This is a genomic window from Paraburkholderia lebeckiae (assembly GCF_050436225.1).
GTDB lineage: Bacteria > Pseudomonadota > Gammaproteobacteria > Burkholderiales > Burkholderiaceae > Paraburkholderia > Paraburkholderia tuberum.
This window is the reverse complement of sequence record NZ_JBNDLU010000002.1, coordinates 92641-119511: the sequence shown is the minus strand read 5'-3', so window position 1 is coordinate 119511 and position 26871 is coordinate 92641. Positions and strand designations below refer to the sequence as shown.

The window sequence follows — 26871 nt, the reverse complement described above, 5'->3', positions numbered from 1 at the left end:
TGCGTCTGAGCTTGCCCGTGCGATGGGCGGTGTGTCGTGCGAGGAAGCTCGCGATGTGCGGAGCCCGCCGCGCGTGACAAGTCAGCGGTGCGCCTCGCGCGCCGCCTGCTGCGCGCGCGGAGGCGTCGGCGCGTGCTCGGTTGGGGAACACACGTACGCATGCAGATCGTGCGCGAAGCCGTCCAACTCCTCGGACAATTGCCGCACGAGGCGGCCCAGCACGTTGTACGCGAGCACCGCCGGAATCGCCACCACCAGACCGAACGCGGTCATGATGAGCGCCTCGCCCACCGGTCCCGCGACGTTCTCGATCTGCGCCTGCCCGCTCGCCGCGATGCTGCCGAGCGCGTGATAGATACCCCATACGGTGCCGAGCAGACCCACGAACGGCGCGGTGCTGCCAACCGACGCAAGCAGCACCTGACCGAACTCGAGCCGCCGCTGCGACGCATTGAGCGCCTGGCGCAGCGCGCGCAGCACCCGTTCGCTGCGCTCGACGCGCGCGAGCAGCGCGCCCGGAATGTCGACCTCGGCCGCATTGAGCGCCGCCTCGGCGAGCGGCGCGAACACGCGCTCACGATCAGTGCGGCGCAGGATGGCGACGCCTTCGGCGAGCGTCGGCGCCTGCCAGAAGCGCGCGATCGCCCGGTCGGCCTGGCGTTTCGCGCGCGTCAGAATCCAGCTCTTGACGATCAGAAAACACCAGCTCGCAATCGACATGGCCAGCAGCACATAGGCGACGCCATGCGTGATTGCGTCGCTCGTTTGCAGGTAATGGATGATGCCGCTGCTGCCTGCCATCTGACCTCGCCTTGGGAAAGTGACTTCGGGAGGGCGCGCTCGGGATGCGCTACTCCGCCTATGCGCAACGGGCTTCGCTCAACGCAGGCCGAGCACGTCCTGCATGTCGAAGAAGCCGTTGTCGTGGCCTTCGAGGAAGCGTACAGCACGAAGCGCGCCTTGTGCATATGACAGGCGGCTTGCCGATTTGTGCGTGATCTCGATGCGCTCGCCGATGCCAGCGAACAGCACCGTATGATCGCCCACGATATCGCCGCCGCGAATCGCCGAGAAGCCGATCGTCGACGGATCGCGCTCGCCGGTCACGCCTTCGCGACCGTAGATCGCGCAGTCATCGAGGTTGCGGCCGAGCGCGTTGGCGATCACTTCGCCCATCGTCAGCGCGGTGCCGGACGGCGCGTCGACCTTGTGACGATGATGCGCCTCGATGATCTCGATGTCGTAGCCGGTCGAGAAGTGCCGCGCCGCGTATTCGAGCAGCTTCAGCGTAACGTTCACGCCGACGCTCATATTCGACGCGAACACGACGCCGATCTTCTGCGCCGCCACGCGCAGCTGCGCTTTTTGCGCGTTGTCGAAGCCAGTCGTGCCGATCACCATTTTCACGTCGTGGCGCTGCGCGGCTTCGAGATGCGCGAGCGTCGCGTCGGGACGCGTGAAGTCGATCAGGTAGTCGGATTCGGCGAACACACGCTCGATGTCGTCGGACAGCAGCACGCCGGTCTCTTTGCCGAGGAACGCGCCGGCGTCCTGGCCAAGCTGCGCAGCGCCCGTACGGCAGAGCGCGCCGGACAGCGTCGCGTCGGCATCGTTGAGGACGGTTTCGATGAGCATGCGGCCCATCCGGCCCGATGCGCCTGCAATGGCAATTTTCATGACGATGAGGATTCGAAAAGAGTCAACCGTATGGAGCCCGGCAAACGCCGCCCGGCGAATGCCAGGACCAGTGTGCCGGGGAATGCGCCCGGTCGATATAGGGACACGCGGCGGCAGGGAGCAAAATCACCCGGCTCGCTGCTGGGGCCAATGGGGGCGGCCGATCGGGACGGCTCGCTCAGGTGACTGACCGATACGGCCCGCTGCGGCGACCGTTGCCGCGGCAACCGCGGCAACACATTCATGCGGCCCAAGCGGCGCATTTCCGACCTCGCCTGGTACCGGACAAACACACATCTGGCGGGCGCCGCACATGTGGCGCGCAGCCCGCCTCACAACACCGACGAGCAAATCAGTTGCTCGTTCCCGGCGTCGCCGGCGAAGTGTTCAGCGTCGGGCTGCCGCTGCTTTGCGAGCCCGTCGGGCCGACCGGGTTGCTCTCGTTCTCCTGAGCGGGCGGCGGCGGACGCTTGAACTGGAACTGCGGCTGACCGCCGGACGTCGGGCCTTGCGTGGGGATCCCGCCAGCGCCCGCTCTCGGCACGGCCGACCGCACGGACGGCGCGCGGCTCGGCGTCGGCACCGCGCTCGTTGCGCGATTGGCCGCCTGGGCGGCTTCCGCGTTGGCGTCCATGGACGGCGTGGCGGCCTGCTGGGCGCCTTCGACCGAAGGCGAGCGCGTAGTATCCACAGTCGCCGGTGCCGCGGCGGCGGCCGCGCTGGCGGCGGCTGCCTCGCTGGCGGCCGCCGCCGCGCTCGCCGCGCGCGGCGGCGTCGCGTTCGGGCTGCGGCCACGGCGGTCGCCGTCGATCTCGGCCAGCAATTCGAGATTGGTCGGCAGATCCTCGCCACCCGTCCAGTGGGTCACGAGGTCACCCGAGAAGAACACCACGAAGTCGCGCTGCTGAACGATCGAGGTGTTGCCGCGCTTGAAATAGAACACGTAATCCCAGCGATCCGCGTGGAACATGTCGGTCAGCAGCGGCGTGCCGAGCACCTGACGCACTTGCGCGCGCGTCATGCCGACCTTCATCTGATCGGCCATTTCCTGTGACACGAAGTTACCTTGCACCACCGTAATCCGATACGGCGTAATGCGTTGGGCAACGCGCTGTGTCAGGCTGTCGTACGTGGAACATCCGGCAAGAACTGCGACAGTCGCAACAGCGATCAAGGTACCCCGCATGCGGCTCCCCCGGTAGATCAATTGAGATTTAGAAATCATTTCACTCACTGTGCGGGCCCGCTTGCGGGCCGCGCTCATTCCATCGAAAATGACCAGAACGCCAAAACACATTACTATGAGAGCCCAGCATTGTACTCTAGGGATCCCTTGTCATGACCAATCCAACCGATCTCAAGAATATCGGGCTCAAGGCGACCCTTCCGCGCCTCAAAATTCTTGAGATTTTCCAGCATAGCCCGGTGCGTCACCTGACCGCCGAAGACGTGTACCGCAACCTCCTGCACGAGGAGCTCGATATCGGTCTTGCCACCGTGTATCGGGTGCTGACGCAATTCGAGCAGGCCGGCCTGCTCTCGCGCAGCAATTTCGAATCGGGCAAGGCGGTGTTCGAACTGAACGAGGGGTCGCACCACGACCACCTCGTGTGCCTCGATTGCGGGCTGGTCGAGGAATTTTTCGACCCCGAAATCGAAAGCCGTCAGCAGTCCATCGCCAAAGCACGCGGCTTCAAGCTGCAGGAACACGCGCTGGCGCTGTATGGGGCGTGCACGAAGGAAAATTGTCCGCATCGTAAGCACTGATGCGTCGCGGGTCGCCTGCGAACGCGACCTGGCAAGTCAGAAAAAAGACCCGGCCGATGGGCATCGGCCGGGTCTTTTTATTCAGGCGGCGGCAATCGCCGCTATCCGACCGACTCCACGCTCGGCTCGAAGGCGAGCCGCCACGGCTCGGCCAACTGCAATTCGTCGCAATTCGGCGCATCGCCGCCGCGATCGACGACGATGAAGTCGCTGACCTGATCCAGCGCGAGCAGCGGATGGTGCCAGACCGCTTTCGCGTAATTGACGCCCTGCCACGCATCGGTCCAGAACGCGCGCATACGCGCGGCGTCGAACTCGCCGGCGGGCGCGACCACCATCAGATATCGGCCCGCGCGTAAGGGAATGAAAGCCTGGCTGCCGAGCGGATGCCGCTCCATCATCGTGATCTCGACGGGCAGCGGGCGCGGCTGCGCGCGAAACAGACTGACGAGCGGCCGGCCGCCCTGCTCCGCCACGTCGACGCGCGCGAGGTCGTGATAGCGCTCGGTGGTACCGCCGTTGATCGGAAAACGACGCGCGCCGTCGAGTTCGATCACGTCGCCGAACGGCGCGAAGGCTGCGCGCGTCAGGCGTTCCATCTGCAGGATCTTCATGCGTGCCGCTCCATGACGTGGCTTGCGTTAAGCGATCTCGCCCCACAGACGCAGGCGCGATACGCCGCCGTCCGGGAAGATGTTGAAGCGCACGTGCGTGACCGGCCCGAGCACGGCGAGGTCGTCCGCGAACGCGTGCAGGTGATCCATCTGCAGTTTCTGTTCGCCGAGCAGCACCGGCCAGAACATCGCCTGCGTGACGAGGGAATCGTCTGTGCCGCCCGTCACCGATGCCGCCTGCAGCGAACAGCGGTCCGGGAAGTTGCCCTTGAAGTGCGCGGTGTCCACTTCGATCTTGCGGATCACGCCGGGCCGCGCGAGCGCGACGATCGCCCAGTCGTTGCCCGGCTCGCGGCGCCGCCGCGTTTCCCAGCCGTCGCCCATGTTCACGCCACGGCCCGGCATCAGCATCTGCGAGGCCGGCCCGAAATGCTGGTTGTTCGCGGCGACGAGGTACGCGCCGTTTTCGATCGCGGCGAGATCAAGCAGCGTGCCGCGCTCGACGCGGCTCCAGTCGCGCTGCGGCTGGCCATACACGCGCAGTCGCGCGAGCCCGCCGTCTGGATACAGACTCACGCGCAGATGGGTGACCGGGCGCACGTCTTTCACTTCGACGTAGTGATGCTGGTTGCCCTGTAACGTTGTCGCCGGCACGAGCGGCTGCCAGTCGGCGTGCTCGGGCGGCACGTCAGCGTCGCTATGACAGGCATCGATCGACGCCGCCGGCGGGAAATTGCCGGTGAAGTGGCTCGTATCGAGATCGACCCCATGCACGACGCCCGGCCGCGCGAGCCGGATCACGCAATGGTCATGGCCGGTCGTGCGCTTGCGACGCGTCTCCCAACCGTCCATCCACTTGCCGTGGTCGTCGTATTTGCCGGGGATGAACACCGCCGGCTGCGGGTCGAGCATGCGCTCTTTCGGCGCGAAGAATTCGTCGCTGGCGAACAGCGCCTTCGCGCCGAGGCGCGGATCGGCGAGGTTCATGTAGCGGCGTGTGAAGGCGGGAGCGTTCGGGTCGAGGATCGGGTTGGCCATGATGTCGGTCGGTATCGAGAGGTCAGAAACAGCCGGCGGCGCCACGGCAACCGCCGGCTTTGCGAAAAAGGTCGAGGAGCTATCTGGAAAGCGATGCCGGTTCGTCTGGTCAGACCAGATCCCCACGCAGCCGTCAGACCGCTGGCGCGGGTTCGGCCGCACCGGGTTCGACGAGCGTGTCGTCGACGACGGGCACGTAGCGCAGCGCCGCGTCGCGATTTAACACGCGATGCGCGCGCGCCTTGTCGATATCGTTTTCCCACACGGCGACCACCACTGTCGCGACGCAGTTGCCGATCAGGTTGGTGAGCGCCCGGGCGATGCCGACGAACCAGTCGACCGGCAGAATCAGCACGAGACCGAGCACCGGAATCGCGGGAATAGCGGAGAGCGTCGCCGCGAGAATCACGATCGCTGAGCCCGGAATGCCGTGCGCGCCCTTCGACGTCACCAGCGACACCAGCACGACGACGATCAGGTCATGAGTAGACAGCGGCGTGTTGGTCGCCTGCGCGATGAACAGCACCGCGAGTGTCAGATAGATCGAGAAGCCGTCGAGATTGAACGAGTAGCCGGTTGGAATCACGAGACCGACCGTCGAATCCTTGACGCCCATCCATTCGAGCTTGCGCATGATCTGCGGCAGCACGGCGTCGGACGACGCGGTGCCGAGCACGATCGACAGTTCTTCGCGCAGATAGCGGATCAGCTTGAAGATGCTGAAGCCGGCGAGCCGCATCACCGCGCCGAGCACGAGCACGACGAACACCACGCAGCTCGCGTAGAACACCAGCACGAGCATGCCGAGCTGCTTCAGCGACTCGACGCCGTAGGTGCCGGTCGTGAACGCGATCGCGCCGAGCACACCGAGCGGCGCGAGCTTGATGATGAAGCCCATCACGCGGAAGAACACCTGCGACAGCTCATCGACCAACCCGCTCACGCGCTGCGCGCGCTTGCCGAGCAGCGACAGCGCCGAGCCGAACAGCACCGAGAACACGAGGATCTGCAGAATGTCGCCGGTCGCGAACGCGTTGATCGCCGTGTCGGGGATGATCTTCAGCAGGAAGCCCGCAGTGTCCTTCAGGCTCTTCGCGTGCTCGGTATAGGTCGCGAGCGACCCCGCATCGAGCGAGTTCAGGTTCACGTTCATACCTGCACCAGGACGCGTCGCGTAAGCGAGCACAGCGCCGATCACGAGCGCGATCGTCGTCATCGCCTCGAAGTAGATCACCGACTTCAAGCCGACGCGGCCGACCTTGCGCAAATCGCCCGCGTGCGCCATGCCGCTCACCACCACGCAGAACACGATCGGCCCGATCACCATCTTGATCAGCTTCAGAAAGCCGTCGCCAAGCGGCCGCAAGGACTGCGCGAAATGCGGAAACACGGCACCGAGCACGATGCCGACCACGAGCGCTATCACGACCCGGCCAAATAGCGAATTGAAGAATTTCAACACGGCTTCCTCCTGCGAATGGTTGTCTCGGTCACTTCTGTTCAGACTGGTCCGACCAGTGCTGTTATGGCGAATAGTAGGAAGCCGATATACCCACGTCAAGGACTCATCGAGCAGTGTTTACCCCATTGTTTCTTTTGCGATTTCGGGTCGGATTCGGGATTTCAGACGGCGCACGACGCGCCTTCTCGCGCGCAAGTATTAGAATTGCGGTCAGACCACGCTGAGCGATCCCTCATGAAAAACGTCCCGCACACCGTCACCGACGCGGCCATCGCGACCATCCGCGAGCGTATCGAGGCGGGCGTCTATCCGGTGGGTAGCCTGCTGCCGGCGCAGCGCCAGCTATCCGATGAACTGTCGATCAGCCGCGCGTCACTGCGCGAAGCGCTTTCCACGCTGGAAGCGCTTGGTCTGCTGGTGATCCGCCCCGGCAAGGGCGTTTACGTGGAAAGCGCGCAGGCGAAAAGCGCGCAGGCGTGGCGCTTCGCCGAGCAGTCGTCGCTGCCCGACACGTATCAGATGCGCTACGCGCTCGAAGGCTTCGTCGCGCGCATGGCGGTGCTCGCGGTCACCAACGACGACCTCGCGTGGCTCGAGGAAAACATCACCGCGATGCAAAGCGCGCTCGCCTGCGAGGAACTCGACGAAGCAGCTCGGCTCGACTACGCGTTCCATATGCGCATCGTCAGCATCGCGGGCAATGCGGCGATCGAGTCGATACTGCGCAGCAGCGCCGAGATCATGCAGGAAAGCCAGCGCATGCCGTTCTACCGGCGCGAGCGGGTGCTGTCCACGTACACCGAACATCGCGCGATTCTCGACGCGTTGAAGGCCCGCGATTCGCTAGCCGCGGGCAAGGCGATCGAGACGCACATCGCGAACGCCGCGCAGCGCGCCGGCGTCTATTTCCCCACGCCGTAGACGGCAAAAACCGCAGACGAAAAAAAACCGCTCCGAAGAGCGGCTTTTTCATGCAGCGTGAAACCCGAACTTACTTCGCGTTCGCGAGCGCCACAGCCGTGTCCAGCATGCGGTTCGAGAAGCCCCACTCGTTGTCGTACCAGCTCGACACCTTCACGAGACGGCCCGACACCTTGGTCAGCGTCGAATCGAACGTTGACGAAGCCGGGTTGTGGTTGTAGTCGATCGACACGAGCGGTGCGTCGTTGTAACCGAGGACGCCCTTCAGCGCGCCTTCCGATGCTTCCTTCATGATCGCGTTGACTTCCTCGACCGTCGTGTCGCGCGCGGCGATGAACGACAGGTCGACGACCGACACGTTGATCGTCGGGACGCGAATTGCGTAGCCGTCCAGCTTGCCGTTCAGTTCGGGCAGCACGAGGCCGACCGCCGATGCCGCGCCGGTCTTGGTCGGGATCTGGCTGTGCGTGGCCGAACGCGCGCGGCGCAGATCTTCGTGGTACACGTCGGTCAGAACCTGGTCGTTCGTGTACGCGTGGATCGTCGTCATCAGGCCGTTCACGAGGCCGATCTTGTCGTTCAGCGGCTTGACCAGCGGCGCGAGGCAGTTAGTCGTGCACGATGCGTTCGAGATGACCGTGTCCGACGCCTTCAGCACGTTGTGGTTCACGCCGTAGACAATCGTCGCGTCGACGTCCTTACCGCCCGGCGCCGAGATGATGACCTTCTTCGCGCCGCCCTTGATGTGCGCGCTCGCCTTTTCCTTGGTCGTGAAAAAGCCCGTGCACTCCATCACGACGTCGACGCCCAGCTCGCCCCACGGCAATTCGGCCGGGTTACGGTTCGCCAGCACGCGGATCTTGTCGCCGTTCACGACGAGGTAGTCGCCGTCCACCGACACGTCGCCCGGGAACTTGCCGTGCGCGGTGTCGTACTGCGTCAGGTGGGCGTTGGTCTTCGCATCGCCCAGATCGTTGATGGCAACGATTTCGATATCGTGCTTCTTGCCGTTTTCATAGAAGGCGCGCAGGGTATTGCGGCCGATCCGGCCGTAGCCGTTGATTGCGACGCGAATCGTCATGATTTATCTCCTGATGGCTAAAAAAATCCGTTTCCGTTCGCCTGGTCGGACATCCGGTTCGGTGCGTTGCCGCGCGCAGCCGCGAGGGCGAGACGGCAACGCGACGCAACCATCAGCCGAGCGCGGCCTTGACCGTCGCCACCACGTGCTCGACGGTGAAACCGAAATGCTTGAACAGCACGCCCGCCGGGGCCGATTCGCCGAACGTGTCGATGCCGACCACGCCGCCTTCCAGACCCACGTACTTGCGCCAGAAATCCGACACGCCCGCTTCGATCGCGACGCGGCGCACGCCATGCGGCAGCACGCGTTCGCGGTACTCGGCGTCCTGCTTGTCGAACAAGGTCGTCGACGGCATCGACACGACGCGGGCGGCGATGCCTTCGCGCGCGAGCGGCTCGACGGCTTTCATCGCGAGTTCGACTTCCGAGCCCGTCGCGATCAGGATGATCTTACGCGCGACGATCTCTTCATCCCAGTCGCGCAGCACGTAGCCGCCCTTCTCGACGTTGGCGATCTGCGCGTCGGTGCGCTCGTTGAACTGCAGATTCTGACGGCTGAAGATCAGGCACGACGGACCTTCATGCTCGATCGCATGGGTCCAGGCCACCGCGGTTTCGACCGTGTCGGCCGGGCGCCACGTTTGCAGATTCGGGATCAGGCGCAGGCTCGCGACGTGTTCGATCGACTGGTGGGTCGGGCCGTCTTCGCCGAGACCGATCGAGTCGTGCGTGAACACGAAGATCGACGGCGACTTCATCAGCGCGGCGACGCGCAGCGCGTTGCGGCTGTAGTCGGAGAACGTCAGGAACGTGCCGCCGAACGCCTTGTAGCCGCCATGCAGCGCGACGCCGTTGATCGCCGCGCTCATGCCGAACTCGCGCACGCCGTAGTTCACGTAGTTGCCGGCGGCACGGCCTTCGGCATTCACGCGCACTGGCTTGGCGGCCTTCCAGTTGGTGAGGTTCGAGCCGGTCAGGTCGGCGGAACCGCCGAGCAGTTCGGGCAACACGGCCGACAGACCTTCGATGGCCTGCTGCGATGCCTTACGCGTCGCCACGGTCTCAGCGCGCTCGTTCGCGCCGGCGATGATCGCTTTCGCCTTATCTTTCCAGTCGGCCGGCAGTTGCTTCGCGCTGCGGCGCTTGAATTCGGCCGCTTCCTGCGGGTACTTCGCCGCGTAAGCAGCGAACGCCTCGTCCCATTCCGCTTCGAAGCGCGCGCCCGCTTCCTTCGCGTCCCATGCCGTGTAGACTTCCTGCGGAATCACGAACGGCTCCCACTTCCAGCCGATCGCTTCGCGCGTCGCCGCGATTTCCTTGTCGCCGAGCGGCGCGCCGTGCGAATCGTGCGAGCCCGCCTTGGTCGGCGCGCCTTCACCGATCACGGTCTTGCAGCAGATCAGCGTCGGCTTGTCCGACAGCTTCGCCTGCTTGATCGCAGCGTCGACCGCGTCGACGTCATGGCCGACCACGTTCGGGATCACGTTCCAGCCGTACGCTTCGAAGCGCTTCGGCGTGTCGTCGTGGAACCAGTGCACCACTTCGCCGTCGATCGAAATGCCGTTGTCGTCGTAGAACGCGATCAGCTTGTTCAGCTTCAGCACGCCCGCGAGCGAGCAGGCTTCATGCGAGATGCCTTCCATCAGGCAGCCGTCGCCGACGAACACGTACGTGTGGTGATCGACGATCCTGGCGTCGGGCTTGTTGAATTCGGTGGCGAGCAGCGATTCGGCGAGCGCCATGCCGACCGCGTTCGCGAGACCCTGGCCGAGCGGGCCGGTGGTCGTCTCGACGCCCGGCGTGATGCCGTATTCGGGGTGACCCGGCGTCTTCGAATGGAGCTGTCGGAAGTTCTTTAGCTCTTCCATCGGCAGGTCGTAGCCGGTCAAATGCAGCAGCGAGTACAGCAGCATCGAGCCATGACCGTTCGACAGCACGAAGCGGTCGCGATCGGCCCATTGCGGGTTCTTCGGGTTATGGCGCAGATGACGCGACCACAGGGCGACGCCTATTTCGGCCATGCCCATCGGCATGCCGGGGTGACCGGAGTTCGCCTTTTGAACGGCGTCCATGGCCAACGCGCGGATCGCGTTGGCCATCAGGGAGGTGGGTGCGGGAGACGGGGTCGTCATGTCGAGTCCGGAGACAGAGTCAGAAAGCGGGGGCGCGCTTGAGGCCCGGAAGCTCGGCGGACAGTTCGCTACGACGCACGATGCGGCGCCAGGAGACGCGAAACGGGCAGAGCAAGCGGACAAGGCTGAAAGCGTCACATTCTAGCAGAAGGCTAATCCCTACCTGGCCGGAAAGCCGCCTGGCCGCGTGGTTCAACGCACACGGCCACGCGGCGGCATTTACAATTCGAGCAGTGTGCCCACACTACCGATCGAGCCCGTCCGCCGTGAACGCCCCGCTATTGTTCCAACCTTGTCCCGACGCCGTCTACGGCTTTCCTCACGCGCGCCTCGTCGAGCGTGTCGAATCCCGTTATCAGACGATCGAGATCTGGGACACGCCGCAACTCGGCGCGCTGTTCACGCTCGACGGCCGTCCGATGACGTCCGCTGGCGACGAGTTCATCTACCACGAATGCATGGTGCATCCGGCCGCGCTCGCGCATCCGGCGCCGCGCGCGGCGCTGGTGCTCGGCGGCGGCGATGGCGGGGCCGCGAGGCAATTGCTCAGGCATCCGGGCATCGAGCGGATCGTCGTCGCGGAGCTCGATCCTGAGGTCGTGCGGCTGACGCACGAACATTTGCCGCAGGTGCATGGCAGTGCGTTCGACGACCCGCGCGTCGAACTGGTGATCGGCGATGCGGCGGACTACGTCGCGGCGGCGGCCCGCGCGACGCAGGGTGCAACGAATGTCGCGGCCGCGCAGTTCGACCTCGTCGTATTCGACCTGACGCCACCCGATTCGCCCGCGGCCGGTCTGTACACGCCGACCTTCTACGCGCAGTTGAAGCGCGTGCTGCGCGCTGATGCGTTGTTGTCGCTCCATCTCGGCTCGCCGTACCACCACGCGCCGCGCATCGCCGCGCTGCTCGGCGATCTGCACGCCGCGTTCGCACAGGTGCGCACGCTGGGCACCTTCGTGCCGCTCTACGGCTCGCTATGGCTGATGGCGATCGCCAGCGACACGCTCGACCCCGCCGCGCTCACCGCCGAGACGCTCGCCGAGCGTCTCGCCGCGCGCGGCATCGATTCGCTGCGGCATTACGAACCAGCCCTGCACGCGGGGCTATTCTCGGCGGCGCGATCGGCGCGCGATAAACTGAGCCCGTTGACGAAGTCGTCCTTTTGAAGCGCGGACACCTTGCGCGAATCGGTTCGTGGGATGCCGGCGTGCCGCGCCCGACCGAAACCCGCAAGCGTGACCTCGCGGCCCCACGAGATCCGGAGAACTCCATGACCGCCCCCCGCCCCGCCGGTGTGCCCTGGCTGACCCCCTATCTGACGGTGCGCGACGCGCGCGCGTCGACGGCGTTTTTCTCGGCGGCGTTCGGTTTCGACGTGCGCGACAGCGTGCAGGACGACGGCGTCGTCATGCACGTCGAGATGACCTATCAAGACCAGCTGATCGTGATGTTCGCGCCTGAAGGCGCGTTCGGCTCGACCGCGAAGACGCCGAAAAGCGCAGGCACAATCGCGCCCCAATCGTTCTATGTCTATGTCGAGGACGTCGACGCCGTGTATGCCCGCGCGCTCGCGGCCGGCGCGAAGTCGCTGAGCGAGCCACAGGACCAGTTCTGGGGCGACCGCTTCGCGCAGGTCGAGGATATCGACGGCTATCGCTGGGCACTCGCCCGCCACCTTTCCTGAATTCAAGAGTCTCCCGTCGATGCCCCGTTTTTTTGTTGATATGCCGCTTTACGCCGACGACGTGGTCGCACTGCCGGACGACGTCGTGCGCCACGTGGCCGTGCTGCGTCTGCAGCCAGGCGATTCCCTGGCGTTGTTCAACGGCCAGGGCGGCGAATACGGCGCCGAACTCGTCGAGGTCGAGCGTCGTGCGGCTCGCGTGAAAATCGGCGAATTTCGCGCGATCGAGGTCGAGCCGCCGTATCGGCTGACGCTCGCCCAAGGCATCGCCGGCGGCGACAAGATGGACTGGCTGATCGAGAAGGCGGTCGAACTCGGCGCCTCGGGCTTCGTGCCCCTCGGGACCGCGCGCAGCGTCGTGCGGCTTACCGGCGAGCGCGCGCAGCGGCGGCAGCAGCACTGGCAGGGTGTGGTGCGGGCGTCGTGCGAACAGTGCGGACGTAATCGGCTTCCGGACGTGATGCCGGTGTGCGAGATTGGCGCGTGGCTCGGTACGCTGTCGCGCGAGCCGGCGCCTGACGAGCTGCGCCTGCTGTTATCGCCGCGCTCGAGCATCGGCTTTGCGGCGCTGCCTGACGCGCCGCCGCCTGGTGGCGTTACGCTGCTGATCGGCCCCGAAGGCGGCCTTTCCGCCGACGAGGAAGCCGCCGCCGTCGAACAGGGCTTTACCGCGATTGGCTTGGGACCGCGTGTGCTGCGCACCGAGACCGCCGGAATCGCAGTGTTGGCGGGGCTCGCGGCGCGCTGGGGCGGCTGGTGAGCGGGAGCTTGCCCAAGCAGCGCGACAAAAGCAAAGGCCCGCCAATTAGCGGGCCTTTGCCGTTTATACCGCGACGTTCACTGTCAGACTCAAGCAGCTACGCCTGAACAGGCGAAAATCCGGCGAACCTCAAGCGAACGAGTAGAACACCCGGAACGCGACCTTGCGCTCGGCCCAGAATTCGGCCGCTTCACGGAACACGTCGAGCAGCGTCTCGCGCCCTTCCTTGTCGAATTTCTGCGCGATCGGCAGGTGTTCGAGCACGATCACGAAGCCGGGCTGCGCGCCGGCCTTTTGCACGAGGTCGGTCAGGCAGTCATAGAGCGCGTCGTAGTTCTTGCCGAAATGCTTGGGAAACAGGAACGACGTCGCGATCGTCTCGAGCACTTCCTGCTTCGAGGCGGCGTTCGCGCAGTACGCATACAGAAAGTGCTGGCCGAGCCGGTTGGCCTCGTCGGCGAGATCCTGCACGCGGAACGCGCGGATCGACTGCACGATGTTCGGCCGCACCGTCCTGAACAGGCTCATGGGCTCCTCGTTCGATGAAACCACCGTGCCAGCCTCGCTTTGATTGTCGCGACCCTGCTCGTCGGCGCGCATCTTCATGACGCGTTGGAACAAATTGCCGTCGCCGGCCGCGAAAAGATCCGTCGCGACTCCGGAATTGTGCGCGTAGATGTTGTCGCTCATGCCGTTCATCCCAATGTCATTCAACAATATGGTTAAAACTGGTGTAATGGTCGTCCGAGTAATAACAATGGTCGGTTCGCTGTAGCGGACCTCCGCAGACGATGCGGCGCGCCCCGCGGTTACGCGCGTGAGGCGTGGGGACGGTGTATTCGTGGTAATAGCCGCGCCGATGGGCGGGCAGCACCCGTTCGTAGTTGCCGAATACGATGCCGTCCTTCTGATACGGGTAAGGCCCGCCGGCGGCAATGAGGTTCAACGTATCGACCGCCTCGCGCGGCAATTGCGCCAGCGCGATGGTGCCCACCTGCGCTTCCGCCCCAGCTGGCGCCGAGTAATCTCGCGCCAGCGCTTCGGGCGCGGAACTGGACAACGCGCAGAGCGCGGCGGCACCGATCAGCACGCCTTTCAAGCGCAACCAGTTGCGTGCCATGTATCAGGTTTCCCCGCTGTCAGATCACGAGTTTGACGACCATGAAAGTCGTAAGGGTATCGCTAATAGCCTTTGGAATCAACGTTCGACGGCCGATGGCACCCCGCCTCACCCCCGCGGAAAAGCCGGTGGCGGGGACTTTGACGACTTTTGACAGAATGTTTAGCTCGATCGGGCTAAACTGAGCTCAACCGTGATCGAACGCAGCGCAGGCGGTGCAAGCGGCCGCTGGCCGAGGCGCTCGATTGCGGTTGTTAGAGCCTGAAACCACTCAGCCGAAAGGCTGTGCCATTGCCATTTTTCGGGGTGGCGATCCCCCGCTTGCCCTGAGGGCGTGCCCATTGCGGGCACGCCTTTTTTTCAGGTGCGCCGGTGGGAAAACCGGCGCCGGGCCTGTTTCGGCCCGATCACGATGCGCAGTTAGCGGGTTGCGCTGACGTCCGCGACCAGCAGCGCCGCCATGTTGACGATCCGGCGCACCGTCGCCGACGGCGTCAGCACGTGCACCGGCTTGGCCGCGCCGAGCAGAATTGGGCCAATCGCAATGTTGTTGCCGGCCGCCGTCTTCAGCAGGTTGTACGAGATATTGGCCGCGTCGATGTTCGGCAGCACCAGCAGGTTCGCGTCGCCTTCGAGCGTCGAATCGGGCAATACCTCACGGCGCAGGTTGGCGTCGAGCGCGACGTCGCCGTGCATTTCGCCGTCGACTTGCAGCCCCGGCGCGCGTTCGCGCAGGATCTCGAGGGTATCGCGCATTTTCTGCGCCGTCGGCGCGTTGCTCGAACCGAAGTTCGAGTGCGACACGAGTGCAACCTTCGGCTCGATGCCGAAACGGCGCACTTCCTCGGCTGCCATGATCGTGATTTCAGCCAGCTCGGCCGGTGTCGGATCGACGTTCACGTGCGTATCGACGAGGAAAATCTGCCGATTCGGCAGCACCAGCGCGTTCATCGCCGCATAGACCTTCGCGCCGGGCTTCTTGCCGATCACCTGATCGATGAAGTGCAGGTGGCGGTGCGTGGTGCTGACCGTGCCGCAGATCATGCCGTCCGCCTCGCCCTTCTTGACCATCATCGAGCCAATCAGCGTGGTGCGGCGGCGCATCTCGAGCTTGGCCATTTGAGTGGTGATGCCCTTGCGCGACATCATCTTCGCGTATTCCTGCCAGAACTCGCGGTAACGTTCGTCATGATCGGTGTTGACGACCGTGTAGTCCTGCCCTGCGACGAGCCGCAGGCCATAACGCGCGATCCGCTGCTCGATCACGGCCGGCCGGCCGATCAGGATCGGCTTCGCGAGCTTTTCGTCGACGATGATCTGCATCGCGCGCAGCACACGCTCTTCTTCGCCTTCCGCGAACACGATGCGCTTCTTCTCCGGCTCGACGCTGCGTGCGAGCTGGAAGATCGGCTTCATCGTCGTGCCGCTGTGATAAACGAACTGCTGCAGATGCTGCGCGTACGCGTCCATGTCCTCGATCGGACGCTCGGCGACGCCGCATTCCATCGCGGCCTTCGCCACCGCGGGCGCGACCTTCACGATCAGACGCGGATCGAAGGGTTTCGGAATCAGGTATTCCGGTCCGAACGATAGATCCTGGATGCCGTACGCGGTCGCGACGATGTCGCTCTGCTCCTGGCGCGCCAGCTCGGCGATCGCGTTGACGGCGGCGATTTCCATTTCGCGCGTGACCGTCGTCGCACCGGCGTCGAGCGCGCCGCGGAACAGGAACGGGAACACGAGCACGTTGTTGACCTGGTTCGGGTAGTCGGTGCGGCCCGTGCACAGCACAGCGTCCGGGCGCACTTCGAGCGCGAGTTCCGGCAGGATTTCCGGCGTCGGGTTCGCAAGCGCGAGGATCAGCGGCCTGGCGGCCATCTGCTTGACCATGTCCTGCTTGAGCACGCCGCCAGCCGACAGCCCGAGGAACACGTCCGCGCCTTCGATCACCTCGGCAAGCGAGCGCGCGCCGGTTTCACGCGCGAAACGCTCCTTGTCCGGGTCCATCAGTTCGGTACGGCCCTTGTACACGACGCCCGCGAGGTCGGTCACGGTGATGTTTTCGAGCGGCAGGCCGATGTCGACCAGCAGGTCCAGACACGCGAGCGCCGCCGCGCCCGCGCCCGACGAGACCAGCTTGACTTCCTTGATGTCCTTGCCGACGACCTTCAGGCCGTTGGTGACCGCCGCCGCGACGACGATCGCGGTGCCGTGCTGGTCGTCGTGGAAGACCGGAATCTTCATGCGCTTGCGGCATTCGCGTTCGACGATGAAGCAGTCCGGCGCCTTGATGTCTTCGAGGTTGATGCCGCCGAAGGTCGGTTCTAGCGCGGCGATCACCTCGACCAGCTTGTGCGGATCGGTCTCGTTGATCTCGATATCGAACACGTCGATGCCGGCGAACTTCTTGAACAGGACGGCCTTGCCTTCCATGACCGGCTTCGACGCGAGCGGCCCGATGTTGCCGAGGCCCAGCACCGCGGTGCCGTTCGTGACGACGCCAACGAGGTTGCTGCGCGCGGTGAAGCGCGCGGCGTTCAGCGGGTTCTCGACGATTTCCTCGCACGCGAACGCGACGCCAGGCGAATACGCCAGCGCGAGGTCGCGCTGGTTGATCATCTGTTTGGTCGGGGCGATCGCGATTTTGCCGGGAGTCGGGAACTCGTGGTAATCGAGAGCTGCTTCGCGGAGTTTGGTATTGACGGGATTCGACATAAGGCGGGCTTCGGAGGGCAGATTAGAATAGACGTTCGACGGCATTGTAGCCCCAATCGCCTACGCAATTCCTTCAATACGGGTACAACAGCCGCGACTGAAACAGCGTGAAAGCGCGCGTTGCCCGTTGTCCGGATGGTCCGGCGCTTGCAACGGGGCATCACGCTCAATCGGCCTGATCCGCGCTATTTCTCCAATCCGTTCTCCGCTCATCGTCCGCCATCATGCTTTCCGAGTTTTCGCTGATCGACCGTTTCTTTGCCTGCCGCGCCGCCGCCGTGCGGCCCTCCCATGCCGAAGGCGGCACGCTCGGCATCGGCGACGATTGCGCGTTGCTGGCGCCGCCTGCCGGCGAAATGCTGGCGATATCGACGGACATGCTGGTCGAAGGCCGTCACTTCTTCGCCGATATCGATCCCGAGGCGCTCGGTCACAAGGCGCTTGCCGTCAATCTGTCGGACCTCGCCGCAATGGGCGCGCAGCCACGGGCGTTCACGCTGGCCTTCTCGCTGCCGAAAGCCGACGAAGCCTGGCTTTCCGGTTTCAGCGAAGGCCTGTTCGCGCTCGCCGAGCGCTACGGTTGCGAGCTGATCGGCGGCGATACGACGAGCGGGCCGCTCAATCTGTGCATTACGGTATTCGGCAGCGTGCCGCCACGAACAGCCTTGCGCCGCGATGCCGCGCAACCCGGCGATGACATCTGGATCTCCGGCACTCTCGGCGACGCGCGCGCCGGCCTCGGCGCGCAGCGCGGCGAATGGTCCGCCGCCCCGAATGACGCCGCGACGTTCCGCCTGGCGCTCGAACGCCCCGAGCCGCGCATCGCGCTCGGCCTCGCGCTGCGCGGCATCGCACACGCGGCGCTCGACCTGTCGGACGGACTCGCCGGCGATCTGCGGCACATCCTCGAACGCTCGTCGGTGGGCGCGAGCGTCGACGTCGATGCGGTGCCGCGCTCGGCCGCGCTACGCCGCCTGCCGCCTGACGTCCAGCAGCGCTGCACGCTCGCCGGCGGCGACGACTACGAGCTGTGCTTCACCGCGCCCACCGCCGCGCGCGCCGCGGTCGAGGCCGCCGCGCAGAAGGCCGCTGTGCCGGTCACCCGCATCGGTACAATAAGCGCACTGGAGGCGACCACCGACCGCCCGGCCATCGCGTGGCGCAACGCCAGCGGCGCGCCGCTCACTCTGACGTTGCAAGGTTTCGATCACTTTCATGCAGAATGACCCCCCGCTCGGCCCCGCCGACGACTTCCTCGGCGGTAAGCCGCCCCAGGCGCCTGGACCGCGCGCGCCGAAGCCTGCTCAGCCGCGCCGCGCCACCGCGCGCTTCATGCGGTCGCATCCAGTCCACCTTGTGTCGCTCGGCTTCGGCAGCGGGCTGTCGCCCGTCGCACCGGGCACGATCGGCACGCTGCTCGGGTGGGCCTCGTTCGCGGTGCTGAGTCGCTATCTGACAGTTATCGAATGGGGCGTGCTGATCGGCGTCGGCTTTCTCGGCGGCATCGCGTTGTGCGGCTTTACCGCCAAGCGGCTCGGCGTCGAGGATCCGTCGGCGGTCGTGTGGGACGAAATCGTCGCGTTCTGGCTCGTGCTGCTGATCGTCACACCTGCCACGCTCACCGGCCAGGTGTGGGCGTTCCTGATCTTCCGCTTCTTCGACATGGTGAAGCCGCCGCCGATCGGCTACTTCGACCGCCGGCTGAAAGGTGGCTTTGGCATCATGTTCGATGACCTGATCGCCGCATTCTTTACGTTGCTCGTGATTGCGCTGTGGCGGATGTCGGTTTGAGCGCTGCCTGTTCACCGTTCGAGTACCGTTCGACTCTTTTGGTCACCCCCGGCCCTTGCCGTTCGCCGCGCCTCACGGCCGGCTTCGTTTTCCGGATTGACTGACGCCATGCCTACCGATTCCGTCGTTCACCAGCTTGCGATCCGCGTGAGCAACCGTCTGCGCGACGAGCGCCTGATGCTCGTGACCGCCGAGTCCTGCACGGGCGGCATGGTCGCGACCGCGATCACCGACATCTCCGGCAGCAGCGGCTGGTTCGAACGCGGCTTCGTCACGTATTCGAACCAGGCGAAGAGCGAAATGATCGGTGTGCCGGCCGACCTGATCGAAAAGCACGGCGCGGTCAGCGAGCCGGTCGCACGAGCGATGGCCGAAGGCGCGTTGCGCAACAGCCGAGCGCAGGTATCGCTGTCGATCACCGGCGTCGCCGGCCCCGGCGGCGGCACGGAAACCAAGCCGGTCGGCATGGTGTCGTTCGGTTGGAGCAACCGGCTGCATACGTCGGTGGAAACGAAGATTTTCAAGGGCGACCGCGACCAGATCCGCGTGCAGGCCGTGGCGCACGCGCTGCGCGGCCTGCTGGCGCTACTCGACGAACGCGAGCATTGAGCGGCGGCTAACTATCGCTGAGGAGGCGGACAATGCTGGATTCGCGCGCGATCGCAGACGAACTGATCCGCCGCTTCGATCTGAAGCCCCATCCTGAAGGCGGCTTTTTCGCGGAGACCTACCGCTCGGCCGCGCGTGTGCTGCGCGCCGGCGAACCGAACGGGGTTGGGAACACCCTTGCGGCGTCGACTGCGATCCATTACTTGCTGTGCGACGGCGCGCATTCGGCGTGGCATCGGATCCGTTCCGATGAAGTCTGGCATTTCTATGCCGGCGAGCCGCTGCTGGTCCACGTGCTCGATGAAAGCGATGCCGGCGGTGCGCTCGTCACGCACCGGCTCGGCAATCCGCTCACGCATCCCGATACGGTCTGTCAAGCCGTCGTGCCGGCCGGCTTGTGGTTCGCGGCCGAGTGCGCCGATCCGAATTCGTTCGCACTGGTCGGCTGCACGGTCGCGCCGGGTTTCGAATTCAGCGAGTTCGAACTCGCGGAGGTGGACGCGCTGAAGGCGCGGCATCCGCGGCATGCGGGGTTGATCGGGCGGCTCGCACCGGCGCGCTGACGCGCCGTGCCGGCCGTTGCGGGATCGCCCGCCGCGGGATCGCCCGCCGCGGGGTCGCCCGCCGGTTCAACGAAACGCGTTGATCCGGTCGCGCGTGTCCTTCGCGGCCTGCGCGGCCGCCGGTGCGAAATCGTCGCCCTTGCCCGCGTAGATGATCGCGCGCGAAGAGTTGATCAGCATGCCGGTGCCGTTCGCGGTTCGGCCAGCGCTCACGGTGGCCTGCACGTCACCGCCTTGCGCGCCGATACCCGGAATCAGCAGCGGCATGTCGCCGACGATCCCCCGCACCACTTCGATTTCCTTCGGAAACGTCGCGCCGACCACGAGCCCGAGCTGGCCACTCGCATTCCACTTCTGCGCGGCCAGTTGCGCGACGACCTGGTATAACGGCCGCCCGCTTGTCTCGAGAAACTGCAGATCCGAGCCCCCCGCGTTCGACGTGCGACACAGCACGATCACTCCCTTGCCTGCGTGCTCGAGATACGGCTCGATCGAATCGAAACCCATGTACGGATTGACCGTCACCGCGTCGGCCTGGTAGCGCTCGAAGGCCTCGCGTGCGTATTGCTCGGCCGTGCTGCCGATATCGCCGCGCTTGGCGTCGAGAATCACCGGCAGGCCCGGATGGTTCGCGTGAATGTGGGCGATCAACTGCTCGAGCTGCTCTTCGGCGCGATGCGCGGCGAAGTAGGCGATCTGCGGCTTGAACGACGACGCGTACGGCGCGGTTGCATCGACGATCGTGCGGCAGAACTCGAAGATCGCGTCGGCGCAGCCCACGAGCGCGCCGGGAAACTTGCTGGGCTCGGGATCGAGGCCAACGCACAGCAGCGAGTTCGTGCGCTGCCAGGCGTCGTTGAGTGTCTGGATGAAATTGGACATGGTGAGTCTCGCGGCGAGCCGGTAATCGGAGGAGGCGCATATTTTACCTGTCCCACGATCGCCATCCGTCGATGGCGATTACCGCGCGGCCCGCGCCTCATTGGCGATAGCAGCGCCAGGCGCACGTTCGGACGTTCGCCGGCCCGGCGGCTGCGGCTGCGGCTGCGGCTACGGCCTGCGCCTCGCGCCACGCCCGCCCGGCATCGAGCGCAGTCCAGTCCGCTCGACCGTGAAGCGGAACGTGCGCGTCAACTGCTCGCCGCGCTTGAGCAGCGTCATGCCGTTTTCGCTCGCGCCGCCCGCCAGGTTCATCGCATTGATCGGATGATCGACCGGTTCGAAGCAGAAGAAGTCTTCGCCGGGCGGCGTGTACAGCACGTAATAGTCGGTGTCGGCGGCGATGTTCAGCGACAGACGGCGCTTCGGCCATACCACTGCCGCCTGACCGCTCCAGCCGGTGAACGCGTGATTGACGATCGTCTCCGGCAGCGGATACGCGACGCCGAACTGCCACGCGGGGGGCGCCGGCACGTGGCGCACCGGCAGCCAGTCGTCGCCCGAGAGCCACAGGCCGCCGGCCGCCGCCGACAGCTCGGTGTCCGCGTCGCGCACGAAGAACGGATGCACGCCGAGCCCGAACGGCAGCGTCTCGCGGCCAGCGTTTTCGATCTCGAGCGAGACGACCAGCGTCGGGCCGTCCAGCGTGTAGGTTTGTGTCGCGCGGAACGCGTACGGCTTGCCGTCGCTGCGGTCGAGCGCGAGACGCACGTGCTCGCGGCCCGCGTCGAGCACCTGCCATTGCGCGAGCCAGCCGTCGCCGTGAATCGGCAGCGGCTCGTCGGCGCGGTTGCGCGGTACCTCGACGCGCCGCCCGGCCACGCTGAAATGGCCGCCGCCGATGCGGTTCGAGTACGGCAAGAGCGGATAGCAGGCCAGCTGGTTCGGTTGCGTATCGACACCGACGTGACTGCAGCGCCGGAAGATCGGCGTCAGCGCGCCGTCGTCGCGCCAGTCGAAGCGGGTCACGCCGCCGCCGAGCGTCGGCGCGACATCGAGACGCAATTGCGAGTTGGCGAGCGTAATGCACGCGACATCGCCGGCGCTGCCTTCGCCGAGCGCCACCGCCGACGTGCTCGGGCCCGCCAGCACGGGATTGGCCGCCGCCGCGAGTCGCGAGCGTCGCGTTTGAGAGGTTGGGGATGAGGCTGAAACGAGATTCGCAACAGTCATATCTGGCTCCATCGAGAGGCGGGGGACGTTGCCGTCAGGGTTGACGGGAGTTGCGGGCGACTTTTTGTGACCAATTCGCCTCGAGTCCGAACTGCGTGCTGCCGATTCGTTGCCGGCCGGTCGCGGGCGTATTGCTCGCGGACCGAAACTGCCACATCGACTTCTGCTTCACCTTCAGGATCGCGGCCCCGGCGTGCGGCCGGGGCTGCGTCATTCTGCGCTAGATAGGCGCGCCCTGGAACAGCGGCTCCGCAACACCGCGCCGCGCGAGCGTCGCGACGAACAGGTCACCCGCGAGCGTATCGGCCGCGCGCGCCGTCGCATCGAGCTCGGCGTAGGCGCTCGTGATGTACAGCGTGTCGAGCGCCGTCTCGCCCTTAGCGCTGCCCGTGGCCTGGCCGAGCGCGGCACCGCCGATCGCGACGCAGCTCGGCTGCGTGGTCGGCACGTCGATGCGCTCGGTTTCCACGCCATCGGGACCGTAACGCACCACGCGCGCGCCGCCCCATTGCGCATTCCACAGGCCGCCGTCGCTGTCGACGGTCGAGCCGTCGGGGATGCCGTTCGCATCGGTCAGGCGAGTGAACAGGCGATCGTTCGCGATGCCGCCGTCCGCGCGATAGTCGCACGCGCGGATCTCACGCGTCGGCGAATCGCAGTAGTACATCGTCGCGCCGTCGGGACTGAATGCGATGCTGTTCGAAATCGCCGGCGCTGGCAACGGTAAACGTTCGAGCGACAGATCGTGATTCAACCGGTAAAAGCCGGCGACCGTCTGCCGTTGCCCGCTTTCGTCCTTGGTGCCGAACACGAAGCGCCCTTGCCGATCGCAGCGGCCGTCGTTGACGCGTGTATTCATACCGGGCTCGACGTCGACGATGCGCTGTGTGCTGCCTGTCTGCAGATCGAAAAACGCGAGGTGCGATGCGAGCCCGAGCAGCACGTAGCGCGGGTTTTCGCACAGCGCGAAAGTGGCGAGCCGCTCCGGCATGTCGAACGAATCGCTGCGGCCGTCGGCCGGATCGTAGCGCCACAGCCGCGCGCCTTCGATGTCGGTCCAGTAGAAGCGGCCGCTCCTCGCGCACCAGGTCGCGCTTTCGCCGAGCTCGCACTGCGCATCGAGCAGCAGCGTGGCCCGCTGCACGCGCGGGCTGACGCTCACGCCCAGCCTCCGTCGACGACGATGTCCTGCGCGGTGATCATGCGGCTGTCGTCGGCGGCGAGGAACAGCGCCATGCGCGCGAGGTCGGCCGGCATCAGCTCGGCGTCGATGCACTGGCCTTCCTTGATCTGGCGGCGGCCGTTGTCGTCGAGCCACAGGCGCAACTGCTTCTCGGTCATCACCCAGCCCGGCACCAGCGTGTTGACGCGGATATTGAAGTGGCCGAGGTCGCGCGCGAGTCCGCGCGTCAACCCCTGCACCGCCGACTTCGACATCACGTACACCGGATAGCCGCCGTTCTTCAGCATCCAACTGATCGAGCCGAGGTTGATGATCGAGCCGCTACGCGCGGCCTTCATGTCCTCCATCACGGCCTGCGCCGCGAAGAACTGATGGCGGATGTTCACGGCGATGCCCGCGTCGAACGACTCGCGCGTCACGTCGCCGATCTGATGGCGCTTGTCGTTCGCAGCGTTGTTGATGAGCACCTGGATCGGACCCAGCGCGGCCTTCACGTCGGCGATCGCTTTTTGCAGCGCGTCGACGTCGGTCAGATCGCAGGCCAGAAACAGCGGCTTGTGCTTCGAATCGCCGAGCTGGTCGGCGAGCGCTTCGCCCGCGCTCGCGTCGATATCGAAGAACGCGACGCGCGCGCCCTGCGCCGCGAAGTGCTCGACGAACGATGCGCCGATGCCGGTCGCGCCGCCCGTGATCAGCACCGTACGGTCGACGAGGCTCGGATAGCGCGCGTACGCGGTGTCAGCGAGGCTGGCGTTTGCATTGGCCGGAGACGACATCGTTCGATTCCTTTATGAGCTTGGATGTGCTTGGGATGGGGTGAAAGCGACTCAATCGCGCGAGCCGCGGTTCTTCAACTGGTCGAGCAACACGGCCGCGAGCAGGATCGCGCCGCGCACCAGGTACTGATAGAACGCGTCGATGTTCAGCAGGTTCATCACGTTCTCGACCGTACCCATGATCAGCACGCCGATCACGACGCCGGAGATCGTCGCGCGGCCGCCCAGCAGCGACACGCCGCCGAGCACGCACGCGGAGATCACGTTCAGCTCGAAGCCTTCGGCGGCGTTCGGCTGACCCGACGTGATACGCGACGCGAGAATCACGCCGGCGAGCGCGGTGACCGCGCCCTGAATCAGGAAGATGAAGACGCGCGTGCGCTCCACATTGATACCGGCGAGCCGCGACGCTTCAGGATTACCGCCGATCGCCAGCGTATTGCGGCCGTACACGGTCTGGTTAAGCATCACGCCGAACACGATGAAGCAGATCAGCGTGACCCAGATCGGCAGCGACACGCCGAAGAACGTCAGGCCGCCGAGCGCGATGAACGTATCCGACGACACGCCGACCGCCTGCCCATGCGACACGATGAAGCCGAGGCCACGGACGATTTCCATCGTCGCGAGCGTCGTGATCAGCGCGTTGATGCGCAGATAAGCGATCACCGCGCCGTTGACGAAGCCGATCACCGCGCCCGCCGCGACCGCCGCGACGATGGCGATGACCGTGCTGTTGGTCGCGTTGAGCACCATCGCGCACAGCACGCCGGCGAACGCGACGGTCGAGCCGACCGACAGGTCGAAGTCGCGCGACGCGAGACAGAACATCATCGTGCACGCGACCATGCCGATCTGCGAGATCGACAGCGCGAGGCCGAGCATGTTCTCGATCGAGAAGAAATGATCGACGGTCAGCGACATCGTGGCGAACATCACGATGAAGATCACGATCAGGCTGTACTCCGTGATCTGCTGCCACCACTTGGCCTTGTCGCCCGTCTGCGGAATCAGCGCGTCGGCCGCGCTCTTGGCGGCCTGCTGCGCGAGGTTTTCTCTTGCTTGCATGTTCAATACTCCTCCCCGTTCCCCACGGGTTGCGGACTCGCGTCCGGATAAGGTTCAGGCCGCGCGCGACGCGCTCTGGTTGGCGGCGTTGGCGTTCGCGTTTTCAGGCAGAGCGGTCGAGCTTTGCGGCAGCGCGAGGCTCAACACCGACTGCTCGGTCGCGTCCTTGCGCGCCAGCTCGCCGGAAATGCGGCCCTGGCGCATCACGACAATCCGGTCGGAAACGCCGAGCACTTCGGGCAATTCCGACGAAATCATCACGATCGCGCAGCCGCGCTCCGCGAGCTGATAGATGACGTTGTAGATCTCGTGCTTCGCGCCGACGTCGATGCCGCGAGTCGGTTCGTCGAGAATCACGACTTTCAGATCGGGCTCGGCGAGCCAGCGCGACAGAATCGCCTTCTGCTGATTGCCGCCCGACAGGAAGCGGATCTTCTGCCGCCGATGCGGCGTCTTGATCTTCAGCAGCTTGATGAAACGGTCCGCCGTCTGCGCCTCCTTCTTGCGATCGAGAAACACGCCCGCGCGCAAATAATGACGGCGGCAGCTGATGTTGATGTTCTCCGCGACACTCGCCATCGCGACGATGCCCTCTTCCTTGCGATCCTCGGGGCACAGCACGATGCCGTGTTTAATGGCCTCGCCCGCGCTGCGCACCTTGATCGGCTTGCCGTCGAGCACGAGTTCACCGCCCTTGCGATGCTCGGCGCCATACACCAGATGCATCAGCTCGCTGCGGCCCGCGCCGACGAGTCCGAAGAAGCCGACGATCTCGCCGCGCCGCACCTCGAAGCTCGCCGGCTGCGCGAGCGGATGACCTTCGATCGCCTTCGCCGCGAAACGCACTTCGCCGAGCGGCCGCGCCGAATAGCTATAGATGTCCGAAATTTCGCGCCCGACCATCTCGCTGACGATCGTGTCGCGCGACACGCCTTCTAGCGTGGGATGCGACGCGACCTTGCGGCCGTCGCGGAAGATCGTGCACGCGTCGCACAGCTCGTAGATCTCGTCCATCCGATGCGAGATGTAAATCATCGCGCGGTTGTCGGCGCGCAAATCGCGCACCAGCTTGAACAGCACCTCGGTCTCGCGGTGCGACAGCGAGCTGGTCGGCTCGTCGAGCGCGATCACGCGCGCGTTGCGCATCAGCGCCTTGCAGATTTCGACCATCTGCCGCTGCGCGATCGACAGCTTGCGCAGCTTCGCGTTCGGATCGAGCGCGACGCCCATCGCTTCGAGGCGTTCGCGCACGAAGCGCTTCGCCTCGCGCTTGTTGACCCAGCCGAGCGCATTGGGCAGCTGACCGAGCAGCAGATTTTCCGCGACCGTGAGGTCGGGTACGTACTGCAGTTCCTGGTGAATCACCGCGATGCCGGCACCGATCGACGCGGCCGCGCTCGGAAAGCGCACCTCGTTGCCGTCGATCATCATGCGGCCCGAATCGGGCTGATACTCGCCGCCGAGAATTTTCAGCAGCGTCGATTTTCCCGCGCCGTTTTCGCCCATCAGGCCGTGCACCTGGCCGACGTTGACGTCGAAGGACACACCGTCGAGCGCACGCACGCCTGGAAAAACCTTGCCGATATTGTCAAAACGTAGCGTCGCTGACACTTCGCCTCCTTGTCGACCGGAGTTAGCGCTTTAGCGCTTACTCCGGTCCCATGCAAGATATTGCTGCGTCATGTTGACCGTACGCGTATCGCGCGCGGTCCGTCTGTCTACCGCAGATCTTCTCTCGCCGCCGGCGCGCCGTCTGCTGCGATATGCAGGGAAAGCGACGCGCCGGCGGTGTA

Annotated in this window: 26 protein-coding genes; 9 read left to right on the top strand and 17 right to left on the bottom strand. The window is 65.4% G+C overall.

Going from position 1 to position 26871, the window contains the following annotated elements; all coding sequences use genetic code 11:
* Nucleotides 1-81: 81 nt before the first annotated feature.
* The 3 genes from OKW45_RS15300 to OKW45_RS15290 form a co-directional block, all read right to left on the bottom strand.
* Nucleotides 82-801 (bottom strand): MotA/TolQ/ExbB proton channel family protein, encoded by a 720-nt coding sequence (locus OKW45_RS15300; protein WP_429469602.1) that lies wholly within the window; start codon nt 799-801, stop codon nt 82-84.
* 78 nt (nt 802-879) lie between these two features.
* Nucleotides 880-1677, bottom strand: coding sequence for a 4-hydroxy-tetrahydrodipicolinate reductase (dapB, locus tag OKW45_RS15295; protein WP_026226037.1), 798 nt, complete (start codon nt 1675-1677; stop codon nt 880-882).
* 352 nt (nt 1678-2029) lie between these two features.
* The gene (locus tag OKW45_RS15290; protein ID WP_429469599.1) at nt 2030-2863 is read right to left on the bottom strand and encodes an outer membrane protein assembly factor BamE; all 834 of its coding nucleotides are present in this window, start codon (nt 2861-2863) and stop codon (nt 2030-2032) included.
* A 152-nt stretch (nt 2864-3015) separates the two neighbouring features.
* On the opposite strand from OKW45_RS15290, the gene fur reads away from it, so the two are divergent.
* Nucleotides 3016-3444, top strand: a complete 429-nt coding sequence (gene fur / locus OKW45_RS15285) for a ferric iron uptake transcriptional regulator (protein ID WP_013090534.1) — start codon at nt 3016-3018, stop codon at nt 3442-3444.
* Between the two features lie 101 nt (nt 3445-3545).
* On the opposite strand, the gene OKW45_RS15280 is transcribed toward fur, so the two are convergent.
* From OKW45_RS15280 to OKW45_RS15270, 3 genes are all read right to left on the bottom strand, one after another.
* Nucleotides 3546-4058: an ureidoglycolate lyase gene (locus OKW45_RS15280; RefSeq protein WP_184006537.1), complete on the bottom strand. Its 513-nt coding sequence runs from the start codon at nt 4056-4058 to the stop codon at nt 3546-3548.
* Between the two features lie 27 nt (nt 4059-4085).
* A complete protein-coding gene (gene alc / locus OKW45_RS15275; RefSeq protein WP_429469596.1) occupies nt 4086-5096 on the bottom strand; it encodes an allantoicase in 1011 nt (336 codons plus the stop codon).
* Nucleotides 5097-5229: 133 nt separating this feature from the next.
* Nucleotides 5230-6558, bottom strand: a complete 1329-nt coding sequence (locus tag OKW45_RS15270; protein WP_429469593.1) for a C4-dicarboxylate transporter DctA — start codon at nt 6556-6558, stop codon at nt 5230-5232.
* A gap of 234 nt (nt 6559-6792) precedes the next feature.
* Between OKW45_RS15270 and OKW45_RS15265 the strand changes: the two genes are divergently transcribed.
* Nucleotides 6793-7479: a FadR/GntR family transcriptional regulator gene (locus tag OKW45_RS15265; RefSeq protein ID WP_018421812.1), complete on the top strand. Its 687-nt coding sequence runs from the start codon at nt 6793-6795 to the stop codon at nt 7477-7479.
* 70 nt (nt 7480-7549) lie between these two features.
* Here the strand turns inward: OKW45_RS15265 and gap are convergent, their stop codons facing one another.
* On the bottom strand, nt 7550-8560 hold the full coding sequence (gene gap / locus OKW45_RS15260; RefSeq protein WP_008923882.1) for a type I glyceraldehyde-3-phosphate dehydrogenase: 1011 nt from the start codon (nt 8558-8560) through the stop codon (nt 7550-7552).
* 112 nt (nt 8561-8672) lie between these two features.
* Nucleotides 8673-10694, bottom strand: a complete 2022-nt coding sequence (tkt, locus tag OKW45_RS15255; protein ID WP_429469590.1) for a transketolase — start codon at nt 10692-10694, stop codon at nt 8673-8675.
* Between the two features lie 266 nt (nt 10695-10960).
* Between tkt and speE the strand changes: the two genes are divergently transcribed.
* The 3 genes from speE to OKW45_RS15240 all read left to right on the top strand — a co-directional run bounded on the left by speE (nt 10961) and on the right by OKW45_RS15240 (nt 13141).
* Nucleotides 10961-11863, top strand: coding sequence for a polyamine aminopropyltransferase (gene speE / locus OKW45_RS15250; protein ID WP_429469587.1), 903 nt, complete (start codon nt 10961-10963; stop codon nt 11861-11863).
* A gap of 104 nt (nt 11864-11967) precedes the next feature.
* Entirely contained in the window at nt 11968-12381 is a 414-nt protein-coding gene (locus OKW45_RS15245) for a VOC family protein (RefSeq protein WP_018421817.1), read from the top strand.
* Nucleotides 12382-12400: 19 nt separating this feature from the next.
* Nucleotides 12401-13141, top strand: a complete 741-nt coding sequence (locus OKW45_RS15240; protein ID WP_429469584.1) for a 16S rRNA (uracil(1498)-N(3))-methyltransferase — start codon at nt 12401-12403, stop codon at nt 13139-13141.
* Nucleotides 13142-13270: 129 nt separating this feature from the next.
* Here OKW45_RS15240 and OKW45_RS15235 read toward each other — a convergent pair whose 3' ends face one another.
* The 3 genes from OKW45_RS15235 to OKW45_RS15225 form a co-directional block, all read right to left on the bottom strand.
* Nucleotides 13271-13831 (bottom strand): barstar family protein, encoded by a 561-nt coding sequence (locus OKW45_RS15235; protein WP_035471162.1) that lies wholly within the window; start codon nt 13829-13831, stop codon nt 13271-13273.
* Between the two features lie 16 nt (nt 13832-13847).
* Nucleotides 13848-14261 carry a ribonuclease gene (locus OKW45_RS15230; RefSeq protein WP_018421820.1) on the bottom strand — a complete coding sequence of 138 codons (414 nt, stop codon included), beginning with the start codon at nt 14259-14261 and terminating at the stop codon, nt 13848-13850.
* Between the two features lie 420 nt (nt 14262-14681).
* A complete protein-coding gene (locus tag OKW45_RS15225; RefSeq protein WP_018421821.1) occupies nt 14682-17021 on the bottom strand; it encodes an NADP-dependent malic enzyme in 2340 nt (779 codons plus the stop codon).
* A gap of 179 nt (nt 17022-17200) precedes the next feature.
* Between OKW45_RS15225 and thiL the strand changes: the two genes are divergently transcribed.
* The 4 genes from thiL (at nt 17201) to OKW45_RS15205 (ending at nt 19939) form a co-directional block, all read left to right on the top strand.
* Nucleotides 17201-18202 carry a thiamine-phosphate kinase gene (gene thiL, locus OKW45_RS15220; protein ID WP_429469581.1) on the top strand — a complete coding sequence of 334 codons (1002 nt, stop codon included), beginning with the start codon at nt 17201-17203 and terminating at the stop codon, nt 18200-18202.
* Nucleotides 18192-18767, top strand: a complete 576-nt coding sequence (locus OKW45_RS15215; RefSeq protein WP_429469578.1) for a phosphatidylglycerophosphatase A family protein — start codon at nt 18192-18194, stop codon at nt 18765-18767. The genes thiL and OKW45_RS15215 overlap by 11 nt, the downstream gene beginning before the upstream one ends.
* Nucleotides 18768-18875: 108 nt before the next feature.
* The gene (locus tag OKW45_RS15210; RefSeq protein ID WP_429469575.1) at nt 18876-19376 is read left to right on the top strand and encodes a CinA family protein; all 501 of its coding nucleotides are present in this window, start codon (nt 18876-18878) and stop codon (nt 19374-19376) included.
* 32 nt (nt 19377-19408) lie between these two features.
* Nucleotides 19409-19939, top strand: coding sequence for a cupin domain-containing protein (locus OKW45_RS15205; protein WP_429469572.1), 531 nt, complete (start codon nt 19409-19411; stop codon nt 19937-19939).
* Nucleotides 19940-20005: 66 nt separating this feature from the next.
* Here OKW45_RS15205 and pyrF read toward each other — a convergent pair whose 3' ends face one another.
* From pyrF to araG, 6 genes are all read right to left on the bottom strand, one after another.
* Complete coding sequence (pyrF, locus tag OKW45_RS15200) at nt 20006-20821, bottom strand: orotidine-5'-phosphate decarboxylase (RefSeq protein ID WP_429469569.1); 816 nt, start codon at nt 20819-20821, stop codon at nt 20006-20008.
* Nucleotides 20822-20989: 168 nt separating this feature from the next.
* The gene (locus OKW45_RS15195) at nt 20990-22051 is read right to left on the bottom strand and encodes an aldose 1-epimerase (protein ID WP_429469566.1); all 1062 of its coding nucleotides are present in this window, start codon (nt 22049-22051) and stop codon (nt 20990-20992) included.
* A gap of 220 nt (nt 22052-22271) precedes the next feature.
* Nucleotides 22272-23213 (bottom strand): SMP-30/gluconolactonase/LRE family protein, encoded by a 942-nt coding sequence (locus OKW45_RS15190; protein ID WP_429469563.1) that lies wholly within the window; start codon nt 23211-23213, stop codon nt 22272-22274.
* Complete coding sequence (locus tag OKW45_RS15185) at nt 23210-24010, bottom strand: SDR family NAD(P)-dependent oxidoreductase (protein WP_018421830.1); 801 nt, start codon at nt 24008-24010, stop codon at nt 23210-23212. Before OKW45_RS15185 ends, OKW45_RS15190 begins: the two co-directional genes overlap by 4 nt.
* 51 nt (nt 24011-24061) lie before the next feature.
* Complete coding sequence (araH, locus tag OKW45_RS15180) at nt 24062-25078, bottom strand: L-arabinose ABC transporter permease AraH (RefSeq protein WP_429469560.1); 1017 nt, start codon at nt 25076-25078, stop codon at nt 24062-24064.
* A 54-nt stretch (nt 25079-25132) separates the two neighbouring features.
* Complete coding sequence (araG, locus tag OKW45_RS15175; RefSeq protein ID WP_018421832.1) at nt 25133-26689, bottom strand: L-arabinose ABC transporter ATP-binding protein AraG; 1557 nt, start codon at nt 26687-26689, stop codon at nt 25133-25135.
* Between the last annotated feature and the right edge of the window lie 182 nt (nt 26690-26871).